Annotated in this window: 21 protein-coding genes; 20 read left to right on the forward strand and 1 reads right to left on the reverse strand. The window is 64.8% G+C overall.

Annotation, left to right across the window (positions count from 1 at the left end):
• Positions 1–10 precede the first annotated feature (10 nt).
• The 6 genes from CCOS864_RS14620 to CCOS864_RS14645 all read left to right on the forward strand — a co-directional run bounded on the left by CCOS864_RS14620 (position 11) and on the right by CCOS864_RS14645 (position 4,279).
• A complete protein-coding gene (locus CCOS864_RS14620; RefSeq protein WP_115086961.1) occupies positions 11–496 on the forward strand; it encodes a flavin reductase family protein in 486 nt (161 codons plus the stop codon).
• A gap of 18 nt (positions 497–514) precedes the next feature.
• A complete protein-coding gene (locus CCOS864_RS14625) occupies positions 515–904 on the forward strand; it encodes a carboxymuconolactone decarboxylase family protein (protein WP_100783306.1) in 390 nt (129 codons plus the stop codon).
• A 44-nt stretch (positions 905–948) separates the two neighbouring features.
• Complete coding sequence (locus CCOS864_RS14630) at positions 949–1,701, forward strand: GntR family transcriptional regulator (protein ID WP_115087128.1); 753 nt, start codon at positions 949–951, stop codon at positions 1,699–1,701.
• Between the two features lie 2 nt (positions 1,702–1,703).
• Positions 1,704–2,270 carry an NUDIX hydrolase gene (locus CCOS864_RS14635; protein WP_115086962.1) on the forward strand — a complete coding sequence of 189 codons (567 nt, stop codon included), beginning with the start codon at positions 1,704–1,706 and terminating at the stop codon, positions 2,268–2,270.
• Between the two features lie 92 nt (positions 2,271–2,362).
• Positions 2,363–3,034, forward strand: a complete 672-nt coding sequence (locus CCOS864_RS14640; RefSeq protein WP_115086963.1) for a GntR family transcriptional regulator — start codon at positions 2,363–2,365, stop codon at positions 3,032–3,034.
• A gap of 43 nt (positions 3,035–3,077) precedes the next feature.
• A protein-coding gene (locus CCOS864_RS14645) for an IS3 family transposase (protein WP_420849231.1) occupies positions 3,078–4,279 on the forward strand; the annotation gives its coding sequence in 2 pieces (ribosomal slippage) (positions 3,078–3,408 and positions 3,408–4,279; 1,203 coding nt in all).
• Between the two features lie 336 nt (positions 4,280–4,615).
• Here the strand turns inward: CCOS864_RS14645 and CCOS864_RS28050 are convergent.
• Positions 4,616–4,972, reverse strand: coding sequence for a hypothetical protein (locus CCOS864_RS28050; RefSeq protein ID WP_148708543.1), 357 nt, complete (start codon positions 4,970–4,972; stop codon positions 4,616–4,618).
• Between the two features lie 572 nt (positions 4,973–5,544).
• On the opposite strand from CCOS864_RS28050, the gene CCOS864_RS14650 reads away from it, so the two are divergent.
• The 14 genes from CCOS864_RS14650 (at position 5,545) to CCOS864_RS14715 (ending at position 19,988) form a co-directional block, all read left to right on the forward strand.
• Positions 5,545–6,477 (forward strand): 4-hydroxyproline epimerase, encoded by a 933-nt coding sequence (locus CCOS864_RS14650; protein WP_115086964.1) that lies wholly within the window; start codon positions 5,545–5,547, stop codon positions 6,475–6,477.
• Positions 6,474–7,589 carry an NAD(P)/FAD-dependent oxidoreductase gene (locus CCOS864_RS14655; protein WP_115086965.1) on the forward strand — a complete coding sequence of 372 codons (1,116 nt, stop codon included), beginning with the start codon at positions 6,474–6,476 and terminating at the stop codon, positions 7,587–7,589. Before CCOS864_RS14650 ends, CCOS864_RS14655 begins: the two co-directional genes overlap by 4 nt.
• On the forward strand, positions 7,582–7,818 hold the full coding sequence (locus tag CCOS864_RS14660; protein ID WP_115086966.1) for a (2Fe-2S)-binding protein: 237 nt from the start codon (positions 7,582–7,584) through the stop codon (positions 7,816–7,818). The genes CCOS864_RS14655 and CCOS864_RS14660 overlap by 8 nt, the downstream gene beginning before the upstream one ends.
• Positions 7,815–9,071, forward strand: coding sequence for an NAD(P)/FAD-dependent oxidoreductase (locus CCOS864_RS14665; protein WP_115086967.1), 1,257 nt, complete (start codon positions 7,815–7,817; stop codon positions 9,069–9,071). Before CCOS864_RS14660 ends, CCOS864_RS14665 begins: the two co-directional genes overlap by 4 nt.
• A gap of 56 nt (positions 9,072–9,127) precedes the next feature.
• Positions 9,128–9,877 carry an AraC family transcriptional regulator gene (locus CCOS864_RS14670; protein WP_115086968.1) on the forward strand — a complete coding sequence of 250 codons (750 nt, stop codon included), beginning with the start codon at positions 9,128–9,130 and terminating at the stop codon, positions 9,875–9,877.
• Between the two features lie 242 nt (positions 9,878–10,119).
• On the forward strand, positions 10,120–10,938 hold the full coding sequence (locus CCOS864_RS14675; RefSeq protein ID WP_010223880.1) for an ABC transporter substrate-binding protein: 819 nt from the start codon (positions 10,120–10,122) through the stop codon (positions 10,936–10,938).
• A gap of 10 nt (positions 10,939–10,948) precedes the next feature.
• Positions 10,949–12,730, forward strand: coding sequence for a cis-3-hydroxy-L-proline dehydratase (gene lhpI / locus CCOS864_RS14680; RefSeq protein ID WP_115086969.1), 1,782 nt, complete (start codon positions 10,949–10,951; stop codon positions 12,728–12,730).
• Complete coding sequence (locus CCOS864_RS14685; protein ID WP_115086970.1) at positions 12,723–13,388, forward strand: amino acid ABC transporter permease; 666 nt, start codon at positions 12,723–12,725, stop codon at positions 13,386–13,388. The genes lhpI and CCOS864_RS14685 overlap by 8 nt, the downstream gene beginning before the upstream one ends.
• Positions 13,389–13,398: 10 nt before the next feature.
• Entirely contained in the window at positions 13,399–14,049 is a 651-nt protein-coding gene (locus CCOS864_RS14690; RefSeq protein WP_045196748.1) for an amino acid ABC transporter permease, read from the forward strand.
• Entirely contained in the window at positions 14,042–14,764 is a 723-nt protein-coding gene (locus CCOS864_RS14695; RefSeq protein ID WP_010223885.1) for an amino acid ABC transporter ATP-binding protein, read from the forward strand. The genes CCOS864_RS14690 and CCOS864_RS14695 overlap by 8 nt, the downstream gene beginning before the upstream one ends.
• A 95-nt stretch (positions 14,765–14,859) precedes the next feature.
• Positions 14,860–15,888 (forward strand): trans-3-hydroxy-L-proline dehydratase, encoded by a 1,029-nt coding sequence (locus tag CCOS864_RS14700; RefSeq protein WP_115086971.1) that lies wholly within the window; start codon positions 14,860–14,862, stop codon positions 15,886–15,888.
• Between the two features lie 124 nt (positions 15,889–16,012).
• Positions 16,013–16,930: a dihydrodipicolinate synthase family protein gene (locus tag CCOS864_RS14705; protein ID WP_010223887.1), complete on the forward strand. Its 918-nt coding sequence runs from the start codon at positions 16,013–16,015 to the stop codon at positions 16,928–16,930.
• Between the two features lie 69 nt (positions 16,931–16,999).
• Positions 17,000–18,382, forward strand: a complete 1,383-nt coding sequence (gene abaF, locus CCOS864_RS14710; protein ID WP_115086972.1) for a fosfomycin efflux MFS transporter AbaF — start codon at positions 17,000–17,002, stop codon at positions 18,380–18,382.
• 25 nt (positions 18,383–18,407) lie between these two features.
• Positions 18,408–19,988 carry an aldehyde dehydrogenase (NADP(+)) gene (locus CCOS864_RS14715; RefSeq protein ID WP_115086973.1) on the forward strand — a complete coding sequence of 527 codons (1,581 nt, stop codon included), beginning with the start codon at positions 18,408–18,410 and terminating at the stop codon, positions 19,986–19,988.
• The last annotated feature ends 18 nt before the right edge of the window (positions 19,989–20,006 follow it).

A 20,006-nucleotide genomic window follows, 5' to 3' on the forward strand; every position in this document is an offset into this window, starting at 1 on the left:
GCGCCAGTCCATGATCGAACCCGGCATTTACAAAGACGTGATGGGCTCCTTTCCGTCCGGCGTCACGGTGGTCACCACCCTGGACGCCGACGGCGGCATCGTCGGCATCACCGCCAGTGCCTTCAGTGCACTGTCGATCGACCCGGCGCTGGTGCTGTTCTGCCCCAACTACGCCTCCGATACCTACCCGATCCTGCGCGACAGCAAGCAGTTCGCCATTCACCTGCTGGCCGCCGGGCAAACCGCCGAAGCCTACGCGTTCGCCGGCAAGGGTAAAGACAAGGCCAAGGGCATCGACTGGCACCTGAGCGAGCTGGGCAACCCGCTGCTAGGCAACGCCACGGCGATCATCGAGTGCGAACTGTGGCGCGAGTACGACGGCGGCGACCACGCCATCATCGTCGGCGCGGTCAAGCACCTGATCCTGCCCGAGCAACCGGCAACACCGATGATCTACCACAAAGGCAAGCTCGGCGCCCTGCCGCCGCTGGCCTGATTGATTGGGAGCGCAGCGATGAACAACGAGAAGTACGAAAAAGGCCTGCAGATCCGCACCCAGGTGCTGGGCCAGGACTACGTCAACAAGTCGATCGAGAACGCCGATGACTTCAACCGGCCCTTACAGGAGCTGGTCACCGAGTACTGCTGGGGGCATGTCTGGGGCCGCGACGGCCTGTCGCTCAAGGAGCGCAGCATGATCAACCTGGCAATGATTTCCGCGCTCAACCGCCCTCACGAACTCAAGCTGCATATACGTGGCGCCTTGCGTAACGGTCTGAGTCGTGAGCAAATACGCGAAATCCTGCTTCAAGTCGGTATCTATTGCGGTGTGCCCGCAGCCGTGGACAGTTTCCGGCTGGCCCGCGAAGCCTTCGCCGAGGCCGACTCGGAGCCCACCCGATAACGACGGGCTGTACAACCGCAACAGCCCTCTGCAGAGCACCGATGATGAAACGCCAGCCCCTCGACGACAGCTTCAAGGTCAACCGCAACCCCGTCACCCTGCGTGAAATCGTCCTCGACAAACTGCGCGGGGCGATCATGAGCTTCCAGTTGCTGCCGGGCGACCGCCTGGTCGAGCGCGACCTCTGCGACCGCCTCGGCGTCAGCCGCACCTCGGTGCGTGAAGCCCTGCGCCACCTCGAATCCGAAGGCCTGGTGGAGTTCGCCGACGCCAAGGGCCCACGGGTAGCGATCATCACCCTCGAAGACGCCCGCGACATCTATGAGCTGCGCTGCGTGCTCGAAGGCCTGATCGTTCAGCTGTTCACCTTGAACGCCAAGGCCAAGGACATCCGCGCCCTGGAAAAGGCCCTGGAAGTGAACCGCAAATCCCTGGAAGAAGGCGAACTGCAACAGGTGATCGACTCGGTGCAGGGCTTCTACGACGTGCTGCTCGAAGGCTCGGGCAACCACGTCGCCGCCACCCAGCTGCGCCAGTTGCAGGCGCGCATCAGCTACCTGCGGGCGACTTCGGTGTCCCAGGAAAACCGCCGCGGCGCCAGCAACCAGGAAATGGAAAAGATCGTCGAGGCAATCAAGAGCGGCGACCCGCTGGCCGCCCACCAGGCCTCGGTCGATCACGTGCGCGCCGCCGCCAAGGTGGCGCTGGACTACCTGCGCCTGAAACAGAACGACAACAGCAAGGTGCGCGACATCGCCGCGCCGATTGCCCTCAAAGAACCCCGCATAGGCCGCTGACCATGCCCGCCGCCGTCCCGCGTTACTGCCCGCATTGCACTGCCGAGCTGCACCAGGGACGGCCCAGCGGCGATACCCACGAGCGCTTGCTGTGCAGCGCCTGTGGCTACATCCACTATGTGAACCCGAAGATCATCGCCGGTTGCATCATCGAGCAGGACGGCAAGTACCTGCTGTGCCAGCGGGCGATCCCGCCGCGGCCGGGCACCTGGACCCTGCCGGCAGGCTTCATGGAAAGCGGCGAGACCACCGAACAGGCGGCGCTGCGCGAGGTCTGGGAAGAAAGCGGCGTGCGCGGCGAGGTCATCTCGCCCTACTCGATCTTCAGCGTGCCGACCATCAGCGAGGTGTACATCATCTTTCGCGCCATCGCCCTGGAGATCACCGGTCAGTACGGGCCGGAGACCCTCGACTACCGCTTCTTCGCCCCCGAAGACATCCCCTGGGACGAGATCTACTACCCGGCGATCCGGCAGATTCTCGAGCGCTACATCGAAGAGCGCCAGGCCGGGGTGTACGGGATCTACATGGGCAATGACGACACCGGCAAGGTGCATTTCATCCGTTAGCCTTACCCCAGCGCTGTCCATCGGGCATGTCTGGCGCCGTACCTGGATAGTTTCGTATACCATATCCAGAAATAACTTCGGACGACGCCACCGTGACCGTACCCCGCCTCAACGCCCCGGACCTGGGCAATACGCCTTCGACCTCGGAAATCATCACCCGTCACCTGCGCGATGCCATCATTGCCGGGCACTTCGCCGAAGATGAACCGATCCGCCAGGACGACATCGCCCGCCAGTTCAACGTCAGCAAGATCCCGGTGCGCGAAGCGCTCAAGCGCCTGGAGGCCGAAGGCCTGGTGATGTTCCAGCGCAATCGCGGGGCGATGGTCACGCGCATGTCCGAATCGGAATTGGCGCAGATGTTCGAAGTGCGCATGCTGCTCGAAGACAAGGCCCTGCGCCTGGCCATCCCGAACATGACCGAAGCGACCTTCGCCCGCGCCGAAGGCATCTGCCAGGAGTTCGTCGGCGAGAACGACGTCGGCCGTTGGGCCGAGCTCAACTGGGAGCTGCACGCCTGCCTGTACGAGCCTGCGCAGCGGCCGTTCCTGGTCAACATGATCCGCTCGGTGAACGACAAGCTGGAGCGCTACCTGCGCATGCAGATGAGCCTGTCGGCAGGCAAGGAACGCGCCGACCACGAACACCGCGACATCCTCGACGCCTGCCGGGCCAAGGATGTCGAACTCGCGGTCAGGCTGCTCGACGAACATATCGCCGGTGTCTGCAAGACCCTGTTCGAGCACCTGCCTCCCACCAAATAATGGCAACCTGGTGGACCTGTGGGAGCTGGCTTGAACTGGCCTAATGATTTTGGACACCTTCGTCGGGCGCTATTATGGCGCCCAATTGGAGGCAAAATCAGTGCGAAAATCTTACTCGAACGAATTCAAAATCAAAGCTGCCGAGATGGTGCTGGACGATGGTGAGTCAGTCCCTGATGTCTGCGAGAGCCTTGGTCTAGGGCGGACCGCGCTTCGTCGCTGGGTCGAGCAACTGCGCCAGGAACGAGAAGGTCAAACACCAGTCGGCGCCAAGGCCATCACTCCAGAGCAGCAGCGAATCCAGGAGCTGGAAGCGCTAGTCCGGCAAAAGGACCGGGATATCGAAATCCTAAAAAAGGCCAGTGCTCTCCTGCTTCGGGACTCCAAGGATCGTTCTCGTTGATCAACGAACTGAGTGAGCAATTTGGTGTTTTCGACTGCTGTCGCGTCCTTGGAGTTCGGCGCAGCAGTTTCTACGCATGGCGAAAACGCCAGGGACGAAAGGATCCGGTCAGAGAGGATCTGCGTTCAACGATGGCCAGCCTTTTCAAGGCCTCTCGTAGCTCTGCTGGGTCGCGAACGCTGGTTCGGGAATTGCGTCGTGCTGGCCATAAAGCCGGGCGATACAAGGTACGTATGCTGATGAAGGAAGCCGGTCTGCAATGCAAGCAACGCAGGCCGCATCGTTACCGATCATCGGGCACAGAAGCATTGATCGCGAGTAACCAGCTCAAGCGAAACTTCAACGTCTCGACGGTCAACCAGGTGTGGTGCGGCGATGTCACCTACATCCAGGTAGGCAAGCGTTGGCTGTACTTTGCGGCTGTGATCGACTTGTATGCTCGCCGAGTGGTGGGCTGGGCTTTCTCAATGATCGCCGATGCCCGGCTTGCCTGCGAGGCGCTACGAATGGCGGCCGAATCTAGAGGTAGACCGGCTGGAGTGATGTTCCACTCGGATCAGGGCTGTCAGTACACCAGCCATAAATTCAGGGCTGCTCTTGAGGAGTACGGTCTGGAACAGAGCATGAGTCACCGAGGCCAGTGCTGGGATAACGCCGTCATGGAGCGCTTCTTCGGTGCATTGAAGTCTGAGTGGATGCCAGCAGAAGGTTACGAAACCGAAGCGCAAGCACAGTTAGACATCCAGGCTTATCTGATGCGTTACAACCTTAAGCGTCTCCACAGCTACAACGGCTATGAAACCCCGGTAGCCATGGAGAAAAAGCTCAAGGTTGCGGCATGAACCTAAACCGGTGTCCAAAATCTGTTGACCAGTTCAGCTTGCCCCGCGATCGAGCGCGAAGCGGTCGCCATCCAGGCGCCAGCTGTTGTGCAGGTCTCATTACGGGTCAAGTCGAGGTGTCGAACCGCCGCTCCCACAGGCACGGTCATGCACCGGTCCAATACCGGTTTGATGCAACGTGCTGGCGATTTGCGGGGTGACTTGATATCCGGGATGACAGCGCCAGGCGGACCAAATGATGAAGTGTTAGTCATCACTCAGGACCTCCTCGGCGACAGCTGACATCAGCATTCAACGATTCCAGTTATTTATTGAACCCTGCAGAGTCTAAACTTGTCAGGAGTCGGTTTTATATTCACCGAACACTTCAGTTGCAGAAAGGTATTCATACTCCTCCTCCGGCACGAGATCAACTTCGTACTCCTGCCTTTCGCCACGCAGCGGCCACATTTCTCCCTTGCGTGAGCGCAAAACAACATCATAACCACTGGTGTTCTTGATTCGAAATTTTACTGCTGCAGGTTTACCTTCATCCGTCATCAGCACCGGATTCACTTCAAATTTAACATAGCCTCCAAAGTCATTTATTCGACAATAATCAGTACACCTTAACGTACACATTCTCTGCCCGTTTCTGTAGAAAGTGTATTCATCGTTGGTAGGACAAGCTATATCAATACTGGGGGTGCCCATCGTCAGATCCTCCATAGTGCTATAGGTTTAATAACATTCCCAGCATAGCGATCGTAGCCCTTTAATGAACCTGATAAAAATATCAGGCTTGGGGATCTTTTTAGAGTTTTTACTGTTCGATCAGGATAACTTCATTCCACTTACGTCTAATCGTCGACTCCATTACGGCCATTCAAGCCATTCATGTCCTGGTGCAACCCATCGATAAAACGCGCAAGCCGCCACCGCCCCTTCAAGTCTTACCCTACAAGCTGGCCTTGCCAGCGATGGGCGGCGAGCGCTGCCGTTGCCAGAGGCGCGAACAACAGACTGACCAAGACAATAGATCTGTGTAGGCCGGACCTGTGGGAGCGGGCTTGCCCCGCGATCGAGCGCGAAGCGGTCGCCATCCAAGCGCCATCTGTTGTGTTGGATGGACTGGCCTCATCGCGGGGCAAGCCCGCTCCTACAGGTTCTGGCAGGGCTCGGCCGCTGTGCCGATTTCGTCATGGGCGTGGCGTAAAGGCATCAAGCCTGTGCACTGGGGGACAGGCCACTCTGTCGTTCACTTCCCTGAACGGACGCGGCCTTCGATGAAACGCATTACCGTGATCGACTCCCATACCGGCGGCGAACCGACCCGCCTGGTCACCGACGGATTCCCCGACCTTGGCAACGCCAGCATGGCCCAGCGCCGCCAGCGCCTTGCCCAGGAACACGATCAATGGCGCACTGCCTGCATGCTGGAGCCGCGCGGCAGCGATGTGCTGGTCGGCGCACTGCTGTGCGAGCCGGTGGACCCGAGCGCCTGCGCCGGGGTGATTTTCTTCAACAACACCGGTTACCTGGGCATGTGCGGCCACGGCACCATCGGCCTGGTGGTGTCGCTGGCGCACCTGGGCCGGATCAGGCCGGGTGTGCACCGCATCGAAACCCCGGTCGGCACCGTGCAGGCGACCCTGCACGAGGACCACTCGGTCAGCGTGCGCAACGTGCCGGCCTACCGTTACCGCAAGGACCTGGCGCTGGAGGTGCCGGGCCTCGGCCGGGTGGTTGGCGATGTGGCCTGGGGCGGCAACTGGTTCTTCCTGATCGTCGACCACGGCCAGAAGGTCGCCGGCGACAACATCGAAGCACTGACGGCCTACACCTACGCCGTGCAACAGGCGCTGGAGCATCAGGGCATCCGCGGCGAGGACGGTGGCCTGATCGACCATATCGAACTGTTCGCCGACGACCCCGACGCCGACAGCCGCAACTTCGTGCTCTGCCCCGGCAAGGCCTACGACCGCTCGCCCTGCGGCACCGGCACCAGCGCCAAGCTCGCCTGCCTGGCCGCCGACGGCAAGCTGCAGCCAGGTCAGAGCTGGCGCCAGGCCAGCGTGATCGGCAGCACCTTCGAGGGCTCGTTCGAGGTCGACGGCGAGCGCATCATCCCGACCATTCGCGGCCGCGCGCACATCAGCGCCGAAGCCACGCTCATCCTCGAGGAAGACGACCCGTTCGCCTGGGGCATTCGCCCGTGAGCGGCGCTGCCGTGGCCGATGTGATCGTGATCGGCGCCGGGATCATCGGCGCGGCCTGCGCGCAGTCGCTGGCCGCCCGGGGCTTGCGCGTGCTGGTGCTGGACGCCGGGCTGCATGGCGCCACGGCAGCCGGCATGGGCCACCTGCTGGTGCTCGACGACAACCCTGCGGAGCTGGCGCTGAGCCAATATTCGCTGCAACGCTGGCGCGAACTGGCCCCACGGCTACCCGCGGACTGCGCCTACCGCAGCAACGGCACCCTGTGGCTGGCGGCCAACGCCGAAGAGATGGCCGTGGCCGAGCACAAGTTCAACGTCCTGCAAGCACAGGGGGTGACCTGCGAGCTGGTCGCCGGGCACGCCCTGCGCCAGCGCGAACCAGCGCTGCGCAAGGGGCTCGAAGGGGGGCTGCTGATCAACGGCGACGGCATCCTCTACGCGCCGGCCACCGCCCGCTGGATGCTGCAATCGCCACGTATCGAACAGCGCCGGGCGCGGGTCACTGCGCTGCAAGGCAAGCGCGTGCGCCTGGATAACGGCCAGTGGCTGAGCGCCGAGGCCGTGGTGCTGGCCAACGGCATCCAGGCCGTTGACCTATGCCCGGAATTGCCGATCGAACCGAAGAAAGGCCACCTGCTGATCACCGACCGCTACCCCGGCACCGTCACCCACACCCTGGTGGAGCTGGGTTACGTGACCAGCGCCCACACTGCCAGCGGCCCGTCCACCGCGTGCAATATCCAGCCGCGCCCGACCGGCCAGCTGTTCATCGGCGCTTCGCGCCAGTTCGGCACCACCGACCCGGCCGTGGAAGGCTGGATGCTCGCGCGTATGCTCAAGCGCGCGACTGAGTACATGCCAGGCCTGGCACACTTGAACGGCATCCGCGCCTGGACCGGCTTTCGCGCCGCCAGCCCCGACGGCCTGCCGCTGGTGGGCCGCCATCCGCACCAGGACGGCCTGTGGCTGGCGGTCGGCCATGAAGGGCTGGGGGTCACCACCGCCCCGGCGACCGCCGACCTGCTGAGCGCGCAACTGTTCGCCGAAACGCCGCCGCTGGCGGCCAGCCCCTACCTGCCAGATCGTTTCCTGGGAGCACTCGCCCATGCCTGACCTGACCCTCGATGGCCGCCCGCTGCACGTGGCCGACGGCACCAGCGTTGCCGCCGCCCTGGCCCTGGGCGGCGATGGCTGCTCGCGCATCTCGGTCAGCGGCCAGCGCCGCGCACCGCTGTGCGGCATGGGCATTTGCCAGGAATGCCGGGTGCGCATCGACGGCCGCCAGCGCCTGACCTGCCAGACCCTGTGCCGCGACGGCATGCAGGTGGAGACCCGCGCATGAACGAATACACCAACCTGCTGATCATTGGCGCCGGCCCCGCCGGGCTGGCCGCGGCACTGGCCGCCGCGCCGCGGGCCGCGCGCATCGTGCTGCTCGACGACAACCCGCTGCCGGGCGGGCAGATCTGGCGCGACGGGCCGCAGGCCAAGCTGCCTGCCCAGGCCCGACAACTGCGCGAACAGGTACTCGCCTGTGCCAATGTGCAGTACTACAGCGGCACACGGGTGATCGCCCAACCCGGCCCGGACACCCTGCTGGTGGAAGACGCCGAGCGCGGCTGGCAGATCCGCTACGACCGGTTGATCCTCTGCACCGGCGCCCGTGAACTGCTGCTGCCCTTCCCCGGCTGGACGCTCCCTGGCGTGACCGGTGCCGGTGGCTTGCAGGCGCTGATCAAGGGCGGGATACCGGTGCGCAACCAGCGCATCGTCATCGCCGGCAGCGGCCCCTTGCTGCTGGCCAGCGCCGCCACCGCCAAGGCTAACGGCGCCCGGGTGCTGCGCATCGCCGAACAGGCCTCGCGCGCTGCCGTCGCCGGCTTCGCCGCGCAACTGCCGCGCTGGCCGCACAAGCTGCTGCAATCGCTCAGCCTGTTCGACCGCCAGTACCGCACCGCCAGCCATGTACTGGCCGCACTGGGCACCGACCGGCTCGAAGGCGTGCGCCTGAAGTACAATGGCAAGGTGGTGGAAATGGCGTGCGACCGACTGGCCTGCGGCTTCGGCCTGATCCCCAACATCCAGCTCGCCCAGGCATTGGGCTGCACCGTGGAGCAGCAGGCGATTGCCGTGGACGCCTGGCAGGCAACCTCGCAGCCCGGTGTCTACGCGGCAGGCGAATGCACCGGTTTCGGCGGCAGCGAGCGCGCTCTGGTTGAAGGCGCGATTGCCGGTTGTGCCGCCACCGGCAATCGTCAGGCGGCGCAGCGGCTGTGGCGCCGCCGCGCGCGCTGGCACGCTTTTGCCAACGCGCTGAACAACGCCTTCGCCCTGGACCCTGCGCTCAAATCGCTGGCCACTGCCGACACCCTGGTGTGCCGCTGCGAAGACGTGCCCTATGCCGCCCTCGTCGGCCATAGCGACTGGCGCCAGGCCAAGCTTGCCAGCCGGTGCGGCATGGGCGCCTGCCAGGGCCGGGTGTGCGGCGCGGCCACCGCGCACCTGTTCGGCTGGCAACCTTCGGCGCCACGCCCGCCGTTCAGCCCGGCGCGCATCGACACCCTGCTGAGCCTGGACGAAACCGGCGACGCTTGAGATAAACGCCGGGGGCGCTCTATGATCCCGACGGTCGCCCCCGGAACGTCAGCGCCATGCACGCCACGCTCAACCACTTCGCGCCCTGCGACCTGCCGACCCTGCTCAGCAGCCTGCAGCCCATCGCGCCGCTGCTCGACACGCTCAACGATGTGGTGTTCTTCATCAAGGACCGCGAGGCGCGCTACGCCTTCGTCAACCAGACCCTGGCCCGGCGCTGCGGGCGCAAGCACCGCGAAGAGTTGCTCGGGCTCACCGCCGAGCACGTATTCCCCGCTCGCTTCGGCCCGCTCTACACCGAGCAGGATCGCCGCGTGCTCAGCAGTGGCCGGGAACTGACCGACCAGCTCGAACTGCACCTTTACTTCGGCAACCAGCCCATCTGGTGCCTGACCCACAAACGGGCGCTCAAGGATGCCGAGGGCAACATTGTCGGGCTCGCCGGTATTTCCCGCGACCTGCAATTGCCCCAGTCGAACCACCCGGCGTTCCACAAGCTTGCCGCCGTCGACGCGCATATCCGCGCCCACTTCACCCGCCCGATCAGCCTCGCCGAACTGACCGCGATCGCCGGGCTGTCGGTGGCGCAACTGGAGCGCCACTGCAAACGCATCTTCCAGCTCACGCCGCGGCAGATGATCCACAAGGCACGGCTGGAAGAAGCCTCGCGCCTGCTGCAAGACCTCGACCTGCCCATCACCGACATCGCCCTGCGCTGCGGTTACACCGACCACAGTGCCTTCAGCCGCCAGTTTCGCGCCCTCACCGGGCTTTCACCCAGCCAGTACCGCGACAGCCAGCGCTGAGTGTTCCTTTATCGGGCGCTGCGCGCAGGCAGTGCTCCGATATGTAACACCTGCGCGGTGCCCATCTTGCAGCGGTGAAACCGCCTACAACAGCCCTCCTTTGCTTCAGACGCCCTAGCCCATGGGTCGAGGGATTATTCCTACAGCAAGAACAAAACAGGCACGGCCATTGCACTAAAAAATATCGTATACGAAATCTCCAATACGATATCTAACAGCACTTCTCCGACCACGAGGCACCTATGAAAAACCGCACATTTGCCGTAGCCCTCAGCGCTGTTCTCAGTACCGCCTGCATTGCCAATGCCCAGGCCGACAAACTCGACGACATCATCGGCTCCGGCAAGCTGCGCTGCGCCGTGACCCTGGACTTCCCACCGATGGGCTTTCGCGATGAAGCCAACAAACCCGCCGGGTTCGACGTCGACTACTGCAGCGACCTGGCGAAGGTGCTGGGAGTCGAGCCCGAAGTGGTCGAAACGCCCTTCCCCGACCGCATCCCGGCGCTGGTCTCCGGCCGCGCCGACGTGATCGTGGCGTCCACCTCCGACACCCTGGAGCGGGCCAAGACCGTCGGCCTGACCGTGCCCTACTTCGCGTTCCAGATGGTGGTGCTGACCCGCGACAACACGGGCATCAACAGCTTCGATGACCTCAAGGGCAAAGCGCTGGGCAACACCAGCGGCACCTACGAAGCCATTGCCCTGGAAAAAGATGTGAAGAGCTGGGGCAGCGGCACCTTCCGCGCCTACCAGTCGCAGAACGACACCCTGCTGGCCGTCGCCCAGGGGCACATCGACGCCACCGTGGTCACCAACACCGTCGCCGCGGCCACCCTCAAGTCCGGCAAGTACAAGAACCTCAAGGTCGCCGGTAACGCGCCCTACGTGATCGATTACGTGTCGCTGGGCGCCAAGCGCAACGAGTACGGCCTGCTGCGCTACCTGGACCTGTTCGTCAACCAGCAGGTGCGTACCGGGCGCTACAAGGAGCTGTTCACCAAGTGGGTAGGCACTGAAATCGCCCCGACCGACCTGACCGTGCCACAGGTCTACTACTGAGGTGGGCAGCATGACCAGCACCCCCATCCCCCTGACCGGGCGCAGCCTGGTCGCGGGCGCGGCCCAGGGCCCCTTGCTGTTCGCCGATACCGGGCTGAGCTTCTGGGGCGGGGTCGACGCCTCAAGTGGCGAAGTCATCGACCGTCATCATCCACTGAGCGGCCAGCGCATCGCCGGGCGCGTGCTGGCGATTCCCAGCGGGCGCGGCTCGTGCACCGGCAGCAGCGTGATGATGGAACTGATCAGCAACGGCCACGCACCGGCGGCACTGGTGCTGGCCGAAGCCGACGAGATCCTGACCCTCGGCGTGCTGGTCGCCCAGACGCTGTTCCAGCGCTCCCTGCCGGTGCTGTGCATCGGCAAGGAAGCCTTCGCCGGCTTGCGCGGTGCCGGCTGGGCGCGGGTCGAAGGCGAGCGCCTGAGCCTGTATGCCCAGGCGCCAGGCGATCACTGGCAGGCCCCGTCACCGGCCCAGGGCGACCAGCCTTTCAGCACCCGCCTGAGCCTGGAGCCACAGGACCAGGCGCTGCTCGACGGCAGCCACGGCAAGGCGGCGCAGATGGCGATGCAGATCGTCCTGCGCATGGCCGAACTGCAAGGCGCCGAGCAGTTGCTGGACGTCACCCGGGCACACATCGACGGCTGCATCTACACCGGCCCCGCCAGCCTCGGCTTTGCCGAGCAACTGCTGCGCTGGGGCGCGAAGGTGCGGGTGCCGACCACGCTCAACGCCATCTCGGTCGACCAGCGCCGCTGGCGCGAGCTGGGTATCGACCCGGCGCTGGGCGAGCCGGCCAGCGCCCTGGGCGATGCCTACATGGCCATGGGTGCGCAGATGAGCTTCACCTGCGCGCCCTACCTGCTGGACAACGCGCCGAGCCAGGGCGAACAGATCGTCTGGGCCGAATCCAACGCCGTGGTCTACGCCAACAGCGTGCTGGGTGCGCGCACCCTCAAGTACCCCGACTACCTCGATATCTGCATCGCCCTGACCGGACGCGCGCCGCGCATCGGCTGCCACCTGGACAGCCAGCGCAAGGCCCAGCTGATTGTCGAAGTGCCGGCGCTGGCGGCGCTGGACGACAGCTTCTACCCCCTGCTCGGCTATCACATCGGCGCCCTGGCCGGCTCGCGCATTCCCCTGGTGCGCGGGCTGGAGCAGGCGCAGCCGAGCCTGGACGACCTCAAGGCCTTCGGCGCCGCCTTTGCCACCACCTCGGCCGCGCCGCTGTTTCATATCGCCGGGGTCACCCCCGAAGCGCTGGACCCGGCGCAGGTACTCGAGCCTGGCGCCAGCCTGGCCACCGAGCGTATTGAACTGAAGGGCCTGCTGCACAGCTGGCGCGCGCTCAACAGCGCCCGTGAGCCGCAGGTGGATGTGGTTTCCCTGGGCAACCCGCATTTTTCCTTGAGCGAATTCACGGCGCTCGCGCACCTGTGCCAGGGCCGGCACAAACACCCGGAGGTGGTCGTGGCCATTACCTGCGGCCGCGCGGTGCTCGAACAGGCCCGCGCCGCCGGGCTGATCGCCGGGCTCGAACGCTTCGGCGTGACCCTGGTCACCGACACCTGCTGGTGCATGCTCGGTGAGCCGGTGATCCCGCCAGCGGCGCGCACGCTGATGACCAACTCTGGCAAGTACGCCCACTACGGGCCGGGCCTGGCCGGTCGCCCGGTGCATTTCGCCAGCCTCGCCGAATGCGTCGAGTCGGCCTGCAGCGGCCAGGCCAGCGGCCGCTTGCCGGCCTGGCTGCAACCGGCTGCCTGCAAGGAGGGCCCCGCACATGTTTGACTACACCTTCCAGTGGCGCTCGGCACTGCGCGCCCTGCCAGACATGCTGGCCGGCGCCTGGGTGACCTTCGAGACCGCCGCGCTGTCGATGATCTTCGGGGTGCTGATCGCCCTGGCCCTGACCGTGATGCGCGAAGGCAAGCAGCCGCTGCTGCGCGGCTTTGCCAATGGCTGGGTGTCGATCGCGCGCAACACGCCGTCGCTGTTCCAGATCTACATCCTGTACTTCGGCCTGGGCTCCCTGGGCCTGCATGTCAGTTCCTGGATCGCCCTGCTGGCAGGGATCACCTTCAACAACGCGGGGTACCTGGCGGAGAACTTTCGCGGCGGCCTCAAGGCCGTACCGACCACGCAAATGCGCGCGGCGCGCTCGCTGGGCATGAGCGCCTTCCAGACCTACCGGATGATCGTCATCCCGCAACTGCTGCGGGTGGTGTTCTACCCCTTGACCAACCAGATGGTCTGGGCGGTGTTGATGACGTCGCTGGGGGTGATCGTCGGCCTGAACAACGACCTGACCGGCGTGACCCAGGACTACAACGTCAAGACCTTCCGCACCTTCGAATACTTCGCCCTGGCGGCGGCGCTGTACTACGTGATTGCCAAGGCGATCGTCGCGCTGGCCCGGCTGATGGCCTGGCGGCTGTTCCGTTACTGAGGAGCTCGGCATGTTTTCCACCGGTTTTACCTGGAACGACTTCGTGTTCCTGCTCGACGGGGCCCGCATCACCTTGCAACTGACCTTCTGGGCGATCCTGCTGGGTACCTTCGCCGGGCTGCTGTTCGGCCTGGCCCGGGCCCTGTGGCCAAGGCTCAGCCTGCCGCTGGCGTGGGTGCTGGATGTGTTTCGCAGCGTGCCGCTGCTGATCCAGTTCGTACTGTTCAACTCGTTCAAGAGCATCGTCGGCCTCGACATCAGCGCCTTCAGCGTCGGCTGCATCGTGCTCGGCGTCTACACCGCCGCGTACTTCACCGAGATCGTCCGCGGTGGCGTCCTGGCGGTGTCGCTGAGCGTGCGCCGGGCCAGCCGTTCGCTGGGCATGAGTTACCTGCAGGACCTGCGCTGGATCGTCCTGCCGATGGCCACCCGGGTGGCGTTTCCCGGCTGGCTGAACCTGGTCCTGGGGGTGATGAAAGACACGGCGCTGGTGATGTGGATCGGCATCGTCGAACTGCTGCGCGCCTCGCAGACCATCGTTACGCGGATTCAGGAACCCCTGCTGGTGCTGTGCATCGCGGGCCTCATCTACTACGTCATGAGCCTGGTGGTTGCCCGCCTGGGCGCCCGTCTGGAAAGAAGGTGGCAGGAAAATGATTGAGATCGAGAACGTACACAAATCCTTCGGCGACCTCGAAGTGGTCAAGGGCGTGAGCCTGACCGTGGACAAGGGCGAGGTGGTGTCGATCATCGGCGGTTCGGGCTCGGGCAAGTCGACCTTGCTGATGTGCATCAACGGCCTGGAGCCGATCCAGAAAGGCAACATCCGCGTCGACGGCGTCGAGGTCCACCACCGCGCCACGGACCTCAACCGCCTGCGCCAGAAGATCGGCATCGTGTTCCAGCAGTGGAACGCCTTCCCGCACCTGACGGTGCTGGAAAACGTCATGCTCGCGCCGCGCAAGGTGCTCGGCAAGAACAAGGAAGACGCCGAGGCGCTGGCAGTGAAACAACTGACCCACGTGGGCCTGGGCGACAAGCTCAAGACCTTCCCCGGCAAACTGTCCGGCGGGCAGCAACAGCGCATGGCGATTGCCCGGGCGCTGGCGATGTCGCCGGACTACATGCTGTTCGACGAGGCCACCTCGGCGCTCGACCCGCAGCTGGTGGGCGAGGTGCTCGACACCATGCGCATGCTGGCCGAGGACGGCATGACCATGGTCCTGGTGACCCACGAGATACGATTTGCCCGGGATGTGTCGGACCGGGTGGCGTTCTTCCGCAACGGCCTGGTGCACGAAATCGGCTCGCCGGACCAGGTGATCGGCAACCCGTTGCAGCCGGAGACGGCGGCGTTCTTGAAGTCGGTGAAATAGAAGCATCGCGGGGCAAGCCCGCTCCTACAGGGATCTCTGTGGGAGCTGGCTTGCCAGCGATGAGGCCTGCCCTTCCAACACAAGGAGTCCTGTGAATGCGTTCATCCAAGATCATCCACATCGTCAATTGCCACGCCGAAGGCGAAGTCGGCGACGTCATCGTTGGCGGCGTCGCCCCGCCCCCCGGCGCCACCGTCTGGGAGCAATCGCGCTGGATCGCCGCAGACCAGACCCTGCGCAACTTCGTCCTCAACGAACCACGCGGCGGCGTGTTCCGCCACGTCAACCTGCTGGTGCCGCCCAAGGACCCGCGCGCGCAAATGGCCTGGATCATCATGGAGCCGGCCGACACCCCGCCGATGTCCGGCTCCAACTCGCTGTGCGTGTCCACCGTGCTGCTCGACAGCGGCATCCTGCCGATGACCGAGCCCGAAACACGCCTGGTGCTCGAGGCCCCCGGCGGCCTGATCGAGGCCGTCGCCCAATGCCGCGACGGCAAGGTGCAGCGGGTGGAGGTAAAAAACGTACCGTCCTTCGCCGACCGCCTCGACGCCTGGATCGAGGTCGAAGGCCACGGCTCCCTGCAGGTCGACACTGCCTACGGCGGCGACAGCTTCGTCATTGCCGATGCCCGGCAGCTGGGCTTTGCGATCCGCCCCGACGAAGCCAAGGACATTGTCGAGATCGGCCTGAAGATCACCCGCGCCGCCAACGAACAACTGGGTTTCAGCCACCCGCTGAACCCGGACTGGGCGCACATTTCCTTCTGCCAGATCGCCGCGCCCGTCGAGTACCAGGACGGCGTCGCCAGTGGCGCCAACGCGGTGGTCATCCGCCCCGGCAAGATCGACCGCTCGCCCTGCGGCACCGGTTGCTCGGCGCGCATGGCGGTGCTGCAGGCCAAAGGCCTGATGAAGGTTGGCGAGCGTTTCATCGGCCGCTCGATCATCGGCTCGCAGTTCGACTGCCGCATCGAATCACTGACCGAAATAGCCGGGCGCCCGGCCATCTACCCGTGCATTTCCGGTCGTGCCTGGATCACCGGCACCCATCAATTGCTGCTCGATCCAAGCGATCCCTGGCCGCAAGGCTACCGGTTGTCGGACACCTGGCCCGGTGCCTGAAGCCTAACCCCTTGATTTCGAAACACCCTTGAAAACCGATCAGCCACAGCCGTGAAAAAATGCTGGTCCACATCAATCACTTGAAATATCGTATACGAAATACAATAAACAACTGGAGAACACCATGAGCAAGTACGTAAACTGGAGCGGCGTCTTCCCTGCGGTCACCACTCAATTCAACGACGATTTCTCGATCAACCTGGAAAAGACCCACGAGGTGATTTCCAACGTGATCCGCGACGGCGTCTCGGGCCTGGTGGTCTGCGGTTCGGTGGGTGAGAACACCTCGCTGAGCGCCGAAGAGAAAATCGCCGTCACCGAGGTCGCCGTCGATGCCTCCCGCGGCCGGGTTCCGGTGATCTGCGGCGTGGCCGAGTTCACCAGCGTGCAGGCCGCCAAGGTGGCCAACGCGGTGCGCCAGGTTGGCGTCGACGGGGTGATGCTGATGCCGGCGCTGGTCTATGGCTCCAAGCCGTTCGAGACCGCCGAGCACTACCGTTACGTGGCCAAGCACACCGACGTGCCGCTGATGGTCTACAACAACCCGCCGATCTACAAAAACGACGTCACCCCGGACATCCTGATTTCCCTGGCCGACTGCGACAATGTGGTGTGCTTCAAGGACTCCTCCGGCGACACCCGCCGCTTCATCGACGTGCGCAATGAAGTGGGCGATCGCTTCGTGCTGTTCGCGGGCCTGGACGACGTGGTCCTGGAAAGCATCGCGGTCGGCGCCCAGGGCTGGGTCTCGGGCATGTCCAACGTGTTCCCCAAAGAGGGCGAGACGATCTTCCGCCTGGCCAAGGCCGGGCGCTTCGCCGAGGCCATGCCGATCTACGAATGGCTGATGCCGATCCTGCACCTGGACGCCCGCGCCGACCTGGTGCAGTGCATCAAGTTGTGCGAAGCCATCGCCGGTCGCGGCAGCGCGCTGACCCGTCCGCCACGCCTGGCCTTGCCGGAAGCGGATCGCGTCTACGTCGAGCAGATCATGGCCAAGGCCCTGGCCAACCGTCCGCAGCTGCCGGACGTCGGCCTCTGAGTGATTGCCGGGCCGGCTCCGTCCTGGAGACCGGCCTGCCTGTTTTGCGCCCATACAGGAAACGTCAGCATGTCCAGTCACCCTTCCAGCGCAACCAGCCCTTCGGGATTGAAACGTGTCGTGGCCGCGGCCATGGCCGGCACCGTCGCCGAATGGTATGAATTCTTCCTCTACGGCACCGCCTCGGCCCTGGTCTTCGGCCAGCTGTTCTTCCGCCAGACCGACAGCCCCGTCGACGGCATCATCGCCGCCTTCGCCCTCTATGCCGTGGGCTTTCTCGCCCGCCCGCTGGGCGGCCTGGTGTTTGGTCACTACGGTGACAAGTTCGGCCGCAAGCGCCTGCTGCAACTGAGCCTAGTGGTGGTCGGCATCACCACTTTCCTGATGGGCTGCCTGCCGGGCTTCGACAGCATCGGGTATGCCGCGCCGGTGTTGCTGGTGCTGCTGCGGCTGATCCAGGGTTTCGCCTTCGGCGGCGAATGGGGTGGCGCTATCCTGCTGGTGTCCGAGCACTGCCCGGACAACCGCCGCGGCTTCTGGGCCAGCTGGCCGCAGGCCGGGGTGCCGGCCGGCAACCTGGTGGCAACCGTCGCCTTGCTGCTGTTGTCGAGCAACCTGTCGGAAGAGCAGTTCCTGGCCTGGGGCTGGCGTGTCGCCTTCTGGTTCTCGGCGGTGGTGGTGCTGATCGGCTACTGGATCCGCACCAGTGTCGACGACGCGCCGATTTTCAAAGAGGCCCAGGCCCGCCAGGCACAGAAAACCGAGCAGCAACTGGGCGTGGTCGAAGTGTTGCGCCATCACTGGCGCGCGGTGCTGGTGGGGATCGGTGCGCGCTTTGCCGAGAACATTCTCTATTACACCGTGGTGACCTTCTCCATCACCTACCTCAAGCTGGTGGTGCACAAGGACACCTCGCAGATCCTCCTGCTGATGTTCGGCGCGCACCTGCTGCACTTCTTCATGATCCCGCTGATGGGTTACCTGTCCGACCTGGTCGGGCGCAAGCCGGTGTACCTGACCGGCGCGGTGCTCACGGCGTTCTGGGGCTTCGTCGGTTTCCCGCTGATGGACACCGGCAACAACTGGCTGATCATGGCCGCGATCACCCTGGGCCTGGCCATCGAGTCGATGACCTATGCGCCCTACTCCGCGCTGATGGCCGAGCTGTTCCCCACCCATGTGCGCTACACCGCGCTGTCGCTGTGCTACCAGGTGGCACCGATTTTCGCCGGTTCCCTGGCGCCGCTGATCGCCATCAGCCTGCTCAATGAGTTCCACAGCTCGACGCCGATCGCCTGGTACCTGGTCGGCGCCGCGTTGATCTCGATCGTCGCCGTCGGCCTGACCCGCGAGACCCGCGGCAAGTCGCTGCACCAGGTAGACGCCGAGGCCGCCGCGCGCATCGCTGCCGGGCAAGCCGCGCCTGTTCGCCAAGGCCGTTCGCTGGCCTGACCCCCCATTTTTTCAGGAGTGTTCCATGCCGGATATCATCGGCCACAACTACATCGGCGGCGCGCGCAGCGCCGCTGGCACCCTCACCCTGCAGAGCCACGACGCGGTCAGCGGCGAGGCCTTGCCCTATCAATTCCACCAGGCCACAGCCGACGAAGTGAATGCCGCCGCCAACGCGGCTGCCCACGCTTACCCGGTGCTGCGCAGCCTGTCGCCAGAGCGGCGAGCGCAGTTTCTTGAGGCCATCGCCGCGCAACTGGAGGCCCTGGGGGATGATTTCATTGAGCTGGTGAGCCGCGAAACGGCGCTGCCCGCTGCCCGGATCCGCGGCGAGCGCGGGCGCACTTGCGGGCAGATGCGCCTGTTCGCCCAGGTGCTGCGCCGGGGCGATTTTCTCGCTGCGCGGATCGACCGCGCGCAGCCGGATCGCCAACCGCTGCCACGCGCCGACCTGCGCCAATATCGCCTGGGCGTCGGCCCGGTCGCCGTGTTCGGCGCCAGCAACTTTCCGCTGGCCTTTTCCACCGCCGGCGGCGACACCGCCGCCGCGCTGGCCGCCGGTTGCCCGGTGGTGTTCAAGGCCCATAGCGGCCACATGGCCACCGCCGAGCGGGTCGCCGACGCGATCATCCGCGCAGCCGATCTCACCGATATGCCCAAGGGCGTGTTCAACATGATCTACGGCGCCGGCGTCGGCGAAGCGCTGGTCAAGCATCCGGCCATCCAGGCCGTGGGCTTTACCGGCTCGCTCAAGGGCGGCCGTGCGCTATGCGACATGGCGGCCGCGCGGGCGCAACCGATCCCGGTATTCGCCGAAATGAGCAGCATCAACCCGGTGCTGGTATTGCCCCAGGCACTGGCCCAACGTAGCGCGCAGATTGCCCGCGAGCTGGCCGCCTCGGTGGTACTCGGCTGCGGGCAGTTCTGTACCAATCCGGGGCTGGTCATCGGCCTGCGCTCGCAGGCGTTCAGTGCATTTACCGAACAACTGACCGCACAACTGGCCGAGCAACCGGCACAAACCATGCTCAATGCCGGCACCCTCGCCAGTTACCGCAAGGGCGTCGAGACGCTGCTCGCACATCCGGGTATCCGCCACCTGACGGGGCACCCGCAACAGGGCAACCAGGCGCAGCCGCAGCTGTTCAAGGCGGATGCGCGCCTGCTGATCGAGGGCGATGCGCTGTTGCAGGAAGAGGTTTTCGGGCCGGCCACCATTTTGGTCGAGGTGGCCGACAACGAGCAATTGCAGCAGGCCTTGCACGGCCTGCACGGTCAGCTCACCGCCACCCTGATCGCCGAAGCTGCGGACCTGCACGCCCACGCCGGGCTGGTGCCGCTGCTGGAGCAAAAAGTCGGTCGCGTGCTGTTCAACGGCTACCCGACCGGCGTCGAAGTCTGTGATGCGATGGTGCATGGCGGGCCGTACCCGGCCACCTCGGATGCCCGCGGCACCTCGGTCGGCAGCCTGGCCATCGAACGTTTCCTGCGCCCGGTGTGTTACCAGAACTGCCCGGATGCGCTGCTGCCGCCGGCCCTGCAGAATGCCAACCCGCTGGGCATCGCTCGCCTGGTCGATGGCCAGAGCAGTCGCGCCGCTTTGTAGGAGCGGCGGCGACCCGAA

The organism is Pseudomonas wadenswilerensis (genome assembly GCF_900497695.1).
Classification (GTDB): domain Bacteria; phylum Pseudomonadota; class Gammaproteobacteria; order Pseudomonadales; family Pseudomonadaceae; genus Aquipseudomonas; species Aquipseudomonas wadenswilerensis.